Raw genomic sequence first — 6513 nt, 5'->3', positions numbered from 1 at the left:
TACCCCCCTCTTCTCGTGGCCTGTTCTTTTTTTTTAAAAGACACACCCCCAATACCCCGCGGTACGCGTCCTACGGTTCCCCGATGCGTTCGTCCCGCCGGGGGCCCCCACACCACACCTCCCCGGGGGGCCCACCGCACTGTGCTCGCTGTGCTGTGCTCGCTGTTCGGAACTCAGACCTCAGAACTTGGAGCAGACGGCGCCCTGGGGGCCCTTGATGAGCCAGTAGAAGACCTTGCGTGTCTTCGGGCCGTAGAGGCCGTCCGCGGGTCGGACGTTCTTGGACCGCTGGAGCTTGGCGACGGCCGCCTTGGTGTTGCCGCCGTACACGCCGTCGATGGCACCGGGATTCGCCGTGCTGCAGCGCCACAGCGAGTTCTGGAGCGCCTTGACCGCGGAACCGCGGTTGCCCGGGCCCAGCTGACAGTTCAGGGAGCCGTTGGACGCGGCGGCCACGGGGCCCGAGAAGCCTCCGTTCGACTTCGTCACGGTCTTGGTACAGACCGGGGTGGCGGCGTGAGCCGGGCCCGCGGTCATGGTGAGGAGCCCTGAGGCGAAGAGAGCCGTGCCGACGCCGGCGGCGGCCAGGCGTCGGATTCCTACGGTGCTGGACATGCGTACCCCCATGTGTGTGTGAGAGAGGAGTGATCGGGCGGCACACCCGGCTCGGGGGGTGCGCCGTTCGATCCGGCCTCGACTTCACCAGGGCGGGAGTTGTTCTACAGCCCGGTTCTGGGCGTGAAACAAAAAGCGGGAGGCACGGACAGGGGGATGGTCGGTCCCGGAGATGCGTGCGGTGTGGAGGGTTCCGGGTGTCGGTCAGTCCGGGATGACCGGGTCCTGGAACCGGGCCTCCGCCTCGATGACTTCGTCGGCGGCTCGTTCGCCCGAGCGGATCGCGCCCTCGATGTAGCCGACCCATTGGGTGGCGGTTTCGCTGCCGGCCCAGTGGATGCGTCCCACGGGGGCGCGCAGGGCGGAGCCGACGCTGGTGAGGACTCCTGGGGGGAAGTAGGCGTTGTATCCGCCGCGGCTGTACGGGGCGTCGGTCCAGTTCTTCTCGTGCCAGTCGACGGGGTGGGCCGCGCGGGGGCCGTATCCGCGGACGAGGGACCGGATGATCGTCGCCTTGCGTTCGGCCGGGGTCAGGCGGGTCAGGTGGTGGGCCGCGGGTCCGTTGGCCAGGGTGCACAGGAGGCCGGGGCCGTTCGGGCGTGAGGCGTCGAAGGTCATGGGCCCTTCGAGGTCGAGTGCGAGGCCCGAGAGTCCGTCCGCGCGCCAGAAGGGGGTGTCGTACACGGCGAAGGTCTTGAGGGCCGCGCCCATGGCCATGCGCTGGGTCAGTTGGTCGCGGGGCGCGGGCAGGGGCGGGGTGTAGTGGATGCGTCCGGCCAGGGGCGGTGGCAGGGTGACGATCGCGCGTGCGGCTCGTACGTCGGCGACGTGTACGTCGGTGCCGGTGTCGTGGATGGACGTCACGGGTGTGCCGAGTCGGACGGCATCGCCGAGTTCGGCGGCGATGGAGCGGGCGGGGCCGTCCGCTCCGTCGGTGAAGAGGGCGGATGCGGTCTCGGCTTCCGTACCGGCCCGCAGCCCCCCGGCGCCGCGGATGGCGGTGATCAGGGCGAGCATGGACACGCTTGCCACGTCGACCGACAGTTCGGCGCCCAGGACCGCTTCGGCCAGGCGGCGGGCCTGGGGCACGGGCAGTCGGCGGCGCAGCCAGGTGGCGACGGTGGTCGAGTCGAGGCGCTCTGCCTGGGTGGTGGTGAGCGTGCGCCTGGTGAGGCGGTCGAGTTTCCAGAGCGCCATCGCCAGGACGGCGGTCGCGTGCGGGGGCAGCGGCGGGAGTTCGCCGGAGAAGCGGCGGCTGGAGGTCTTGGACAGCAGCAGGTTGTCGCCCTGCGTGTGGCCGGTGAAGGTTGCCGCGTCGTAGGCACGGGCCAGTGCGGCGAACCGGGTGTGGGCGGGGGCGATCCACTGGCCGCCGAGGTCGACGGCCCAGCCTCCGGCGAGCCGTGCCGTGAGGGTGCGGCCGCCGACCCGGTCGGTCGCTTCCAGTACGACGACGTCGAGTCCGGCCGCGCGGAGCCTGCGTGCGGCGCACAGTCCCGCGTACCCGGCGCCGACCACGACCACATCAGGCATCTCCGCCCCTCTCGGTTTTGCATCAGGTGTTTTACAACGAGCGTTGCATGAAGGATATGGGGCGTGCAAGAGTGGCCGGGTGCCCCGTCAGGTCGACCACGCAGCCCGCCGTCGCGACATCGGCGCCGCGGTCCTGAAGATCGCCGCCGAGCGCGGTTTCCGCGAGGCGACGATCCGCGCCGTCGCCTCGGCCGTCGGCGCCTCCACCTCCCAGGTCACGCACTACGTGAGCGGCCGGGAGGAGCTGATCCGGATCGCCGTGCGCCATGAGGTCGAAGTCCGGAAGGCCCAGATCACCGAGTTGCTCGACGGCAGCGAGCGTCCCTTGCGCGCGCTGGTGGAGTGGGCGGTGCTCGGCACCGGGGCCGACGCGCAGCGGATCTGGCTGGCGATCGTTCTCGGGGCGCGGACCGAGCCGGTCGTGCGGGCCGAGTTGGAGGAGTTCAACCGCTGGTGGGATGCGGTGATGCGGCGTCTGGTCGGCAGGCCCGGCGATGCGGACGTCGTCGATGTTCTCGTCGGCGGGCTGGTCCTGGCCGGGTTCGAGGCTCCGGCGGAGTGGTCGCGTGAGCGGCGGTTGCGGGTGGTGGACGCGGTGCTCGCTCCGCTGGGCGTCTGACGGTACTCGCCGCTGGGTATCTGACGGTGCTCGCTCAGCTCGGCGCCCAGGGCCTGTCCGATGGGGCGGCCGACAGGGTCCGATGGTGCGGTGCTGCACGGGGTCCGGCGTCGCCCCGGCCGTGGAGTCAGCCCTCCGCGCCGGAGAACCTCCGCGCGAGTTCGCGATGCCTGGCCGCGGCCAGCCTGCCCTCGGCGGGGCTGATGATTGATCCCGGCATGCGGCTGAGGCGTTCGACCTCCGCCGCGAGACGCAGGTGCTCGCGCCGCGCGTGCTCACGGCAGGGCAGGCAGGTGACACGGTCCGGACGCGGAGAGGTCATCGCGTACGGCACCCGCAGCCCGCACCCCGTGGCGACGAGGCTCGGCAGGTCACCGACCAGACCGAACGTGGCTGCCATCATGTCCCGGGCAGCCGCGTCCGCGTGGACCACCTTCACGTCGACATGGATGTGCGGATCACCTTCACCCATGGGTCCTCCCTGCCCGAGCGGCTGACGGGACGGTCCCGAGGTCCCGCCCCCGTCCTCTACGTCATCGGCTGTCGGGACAGGAACGTGCGCACGGCGGCGGCGAACCGGTCGGGTGCGTCGTGGTGCACGACGTGCCCGGCGGGGACTTCGGCAAGCTGGGCCCCGCCTGCCCGGCGGGCGATCATTTCCTGGGCGTGGTCCTGCGCGAGCACCTCGCTGTCGGTTCCCCTGACCAGGAGGGTCGGGCAGGTCACCGACTCCCAGTCGCTCCAGTGGTCGCCGGTGAGGGCCTTCTGGGTCAGCACCGTGTCCTCGATGCCGAAGGAGTACCCCCAGCCGTCGTCGAACTGGCGGAACGAGCACGCGAAATAGGGTGCCGTCCAGCCGATGGCCGAGGCCAACGCCTCACGGGACGGTGCCCTGCGCGGCAGCTGCGCCGTGAACGTCGGGTCGATCTCCACCACCGCGCCGACGTCCTCGACGATGAGGGATGTGACTTGGTCCGCGTGCCGGACGGCGTACTGATAGGCGTTCACACCGCCCAGGGAGTGGCCGAGGACCGGCACCGGACCGAGGCCCAAGTGGCGGTGGAAAGCCGCAATGTCCGCGACGAAATCTGCCCGTTCGTAGCTCTTGGCGCGGTCGGACTCGCCATGCCCGCGCTGGTCCAGTGCGATCACTCGCCACTGCGGCGCCAGCGCCTCCGCCAGTGGGGCGAACACCGCCGCCTCGCTGAAGTTCCCGTGAAACGCCAGCACCGGCAGACCCGAACCACCGAAGTCGAGGAACGAGAACCGCTGCTGATCAACTGTGAAGAACTCACGCATGCAGCTCATGCTAGGCGCCGGCCCCGCCCCTCCCCCACCGATTACTTCCTGGCTCCCGACTACCTCCCGACCTCCAGGACGATCTTTCCCGTGGTGCGGCCCGTCTCGCCCAACACGTGGGCCTGCGCGGCCTGTTCGAGCGGAAGCACCGTGTCGACGATCACCCGCAGACGGCCGTCCTCGACAAGGGCGCCGATCTCGCGCAGGCCCTGCTGGTCGGGTTCCACGAGCATGAACACCGCCCGCACTCCCGCGCCCTCGGCCTGCCGGAGGGGGAAGGTGTCGTCCGGCGGCACCAGGGAGATGAGGATGCCGCCTGGGCGCAGGGTGCGCAGCGAGCGTGTCCAGTTGGGTCCGCCGACGCTGTCGAGGACCACGTCGACGTCGCGGACGGCCTCGGCGACGTCCTGGGTGCGGTAGTCGATGAGTTCGTCGGCGCCGAGCGTGCGCAGCACGTCGTGTTTGGCGGCGCTTGCGGTGGCGATGACGTATGCGCCCCGGGCCTTGGCGATCTGCACGGCCAGGTGGCCGACGCCCCCGGCCGCCGCGTGGACCAGTACGCGCTGTCCGGCCCGGATCCGGGCGGTGTCGACCAAGGCCTGCCAGGCGGTCAGCGCCGCGAGCGGCAGGGCTCCGGCCTGGACGGCGTTCAGGCCGCGCGGGCGCGGAGCGAAGTGGCGGGCCGGTGCCGTGACGTACTCGGCGTACGCGCCTGCCGGGTGCGGGAAGCGGGGCATCCCGAACACCTCGTCGCCGGACTGGAAGATCGTCACGCCGGGGCCCACCGACTCGACGACTCCGGCCACGTCGAAACCGAGCGTGAAGGGGGGCGTCGCCCCGGTGCCGAACATCCCCCGCGCGCGGGTCTTCCAGTCGGCCGGGTTCACGCCCGCCGCCTGTACGCGGACCAGGATCTCGCCCCGTCCCGGCTCCGGCCGCGCGGCCTCCACGACCTTGAGGACATCGGGGGCTCCGGCCCGGTCCTGGGAGACGGCGCGCATCGTGGAGGGGGCGGTGACGGGCTGGGGCTCGGCCATGGCGACGTTCCTTGTGCGGTGGGAGAGGCTGGGGCTTTCGTGCCCGTGGATGGGGGCACGGCCGCAAGACTGGCTGGTCCGCGAGGTCTCCGGTGATGGCCTGATGGCCATGTATCGACAGGATCTGGCCATGCGTCATGTCGTCGCACCAGGGCATGTCCGGTGGATCTCCCGTGGCGGCGTCTCCGCCGCACGGGGGAAGCGGATCATTCGCTGGTCCGATTCCCCGCGCGCCGCGGATCCAGCACAGTCGTCCCATGACCATCAGAGACAGGCACCCCCGCCGGGTGACGTACGCCGGGAGTCGCCCGTGACGATCTGGCTCCTGTCGTTCCCGGCGTTCGTGTGTCAGCTCGTCCTGTTCGCCCTGGTGGAGAGCGTGTGGCGGTGGTTCACGGGGCTGGGTCTGATCCCGTGGCTGCGCAGGCGTACGGGACGGTCGCTGTCGAACACGGCCTTCGACGAGTTCACGGCGGTCATGAACGGAAACAAGACGGTCGAGATGGAGCAGCGGCGGGTGGAACTCCTGCTGCGGGACGACGAGAGCGACGGTGCGCCACCCCGCTCCAGCATCGACCTGGTCAGGGGAACGGCGTTCATCGTGCCTGCTCGGCCTCGGGGAGCCGACAGCGCGTACGCGGACCGGCGTGATGTCCGCGAAGGCCGACGTTAGGACGCCCGGGCCCAGGCCGCCCCGCTTCGCCCGGCCCCCCTCGGCGTGGGGTCAGGCATGGGTCTTCGCTGTCCCCTGTACAGCAAAGACCCATGCGCAACCGCTTGTCAGAAGCGCCAGGACTTGCAGTTGAGAAGCCTCTTCGTGCCGACCTTGCGGTCGCAGGCGTACGCGACGACCTTGTCCTTGGCTCTGAACGACCACGACTTGGTGCCGTTCACCACGGCCACGCGGTTCTTGACCGTCCGCCAGCCGCCGCCGACGAACTCGTCGTACTTGAGCGCAAGGACGGCCTCGTAGCCGTCACCCGGCGCGCGGTCCTGGGCCGTGGCGCCGGAGAACTTCCCGTCGTAGAAGGCACGACCGTTGGCGTCCTTGCCCGCGTACCAGTACCGGTACGTCCCGCTGATCTTGGCCTTGGTGCTGCCCGAGGTGCCGTGGAAGCCGATGGGCGCGGCGCTGGAGGAGCGGGAGCTCTTCTCGTCCGGTGCGGCGGTGGACGCACCGGCGGATGAGGCTCCGCTCAGTACGAGCCCCGCGAACGCGCCGGTGACGCCGATGCTCGTGACCGTCTTGCGCCAGCGGGTGCGCGGCTTCGTCGATGCAGACATGTCTCGTCCCTCCCCTGCCGCGGGCCGACCTCCGCGGAGAGGTCTGTGGAACCCGCGGACCGGCAGCGCGGCAGGCGCCGCGCCGAGGCGGGCCGTGGCCGTGCTGATGACGAGGAGTTCACAGCG

The 6513-nt window shown here is 70.8% G+C and carries 8 protein-coding genes; 2 read left to right on the top strand and 6 right to left on the bottom strand.

From position 1 onward, the window contains the following. Positions 1-180: 180 nt before the first annotated feature. Complete coding sequence (locus ACFVHO_RS29080; protein WP_385720828.1) at positions 181-615, bottom strand: peptidoglycan-binding protein; 435 nt, start codon at positions 613-615, stop codon at positions 181-183. A gap of 204 nt (positions 616-819) precedes the next feature. Then, positions 820-2148: a flavin monoamine oxidase family protein gene (locus tag ACFVHO_RS29075; RefSeq protein ID WP_385720825.1), complete on the bottom strand. Its 1329-nt coding sequence runs from the start codon at positions 2146-2148 to the stop codon at positions 820-822. Between the two features lie 79 nt (positions 2149-2227). Here ACFVHO_RS29075 and ACFVHO_RS29070 point away from each other — a divergent pair, with 79 nt between their 5' ends. Next, positions 2228-2767 (top strand): hypothetical protein, encoded by a 540-nt coding sequence (locus ACFVHO_RS29070; RefSeq protein ID WP_385720822.1) that lies wholly within the window; start codon positions 2228-2230, stop codon positions 2765-2767. 127 nt (positions 2768-2894) lie between these two features. Here the strand turns inward: ACFVHO_RS29070 and ACFVHO_RS29065 are convergent, their stop codons facing one another. From ACFVHO_RS29065 to ACFVHO_RS29055, 3 genes are read right to left on the bottom strand one after another with little or no spacing between them, the layout of a single operon-like run. Next, positions 2895-3239: a hypothetical protein gene (locus tag ACFVHO_RS29065; RefSeq protein ID WP_385720819.1), complete on the bottom strand. Its 345-nt coding sequence runs from the start codon at positions 3237-3239 to the stop codon at positions 2895-2897. 56 nt (positions 3240-3295) lie between these two features. After that, the gene (locus ACFVHO_RS29060) at positions 3296-4066 is read right to left on the bottom strand and encodes an alpha/beta fold hydrolase (protein ID WP_385720816.1); all 771 of its coding nucleotides are present in this window, start codon (positions 4064-4066) and stop codon (positions 3296-3298) included. A 59-nt stretch (positions 4067-4125) separates the two neighbouring features. Continuing rightward, complete coding sequence (locus tag ACFVHO_RS29055) at positions 4126-5103, bottom strand: NADP-dependent oxidoreductase (protein ID WP_385720813.1); 978 nt, start codon at positions 5101-5103, stop codon at positions 4126-4128. Positions 5104-5413: 310 nt separating this feature from the next. Between ACFVHO_RS29055 and ACFVHO_RS29050 the strand changes: the two genes are divergently transcribed. Next, a complete protein-coding gene (locus ACFVHO_RS29050; protein ID WP_385720810.1) occupies positions 5414-5776 on the top strand; it encodes a DUF6191 domain-containing protein in 363 nt (120 codons plus the stop codon). Positions 5777-5883: 107 nt separating this feature from the next. Here the strand turns inward: ACFVHO_RS29050 and ACFVHO_RS29045 are convergent, their stop codons facing one another. Beyond that, on the bottom strand, positions 5884-6387 hold the full coding sequence (locus ACFVHO_RS29045; RefSeq protein WP_385720808.1) for a hypothetical protein: 504 nt from the start codon (positions 6385-6387) through the stop codon (positions 5884-5886). Between the last annotated feature and the right edge of the window lie 126 nt (positions 6388-6513).

Source organism: Streptomyces sp. NPDC127108 (assembly GCF_042677545.1).
Lineage (GTDB): Bacteria > Actinomycetota > Actinomycetes > Streptomycetales > Streptomycetaceae > Streptomyces.
This window is presented reverse-complemented; position numbering and strand designations above follow the sequence as displayed.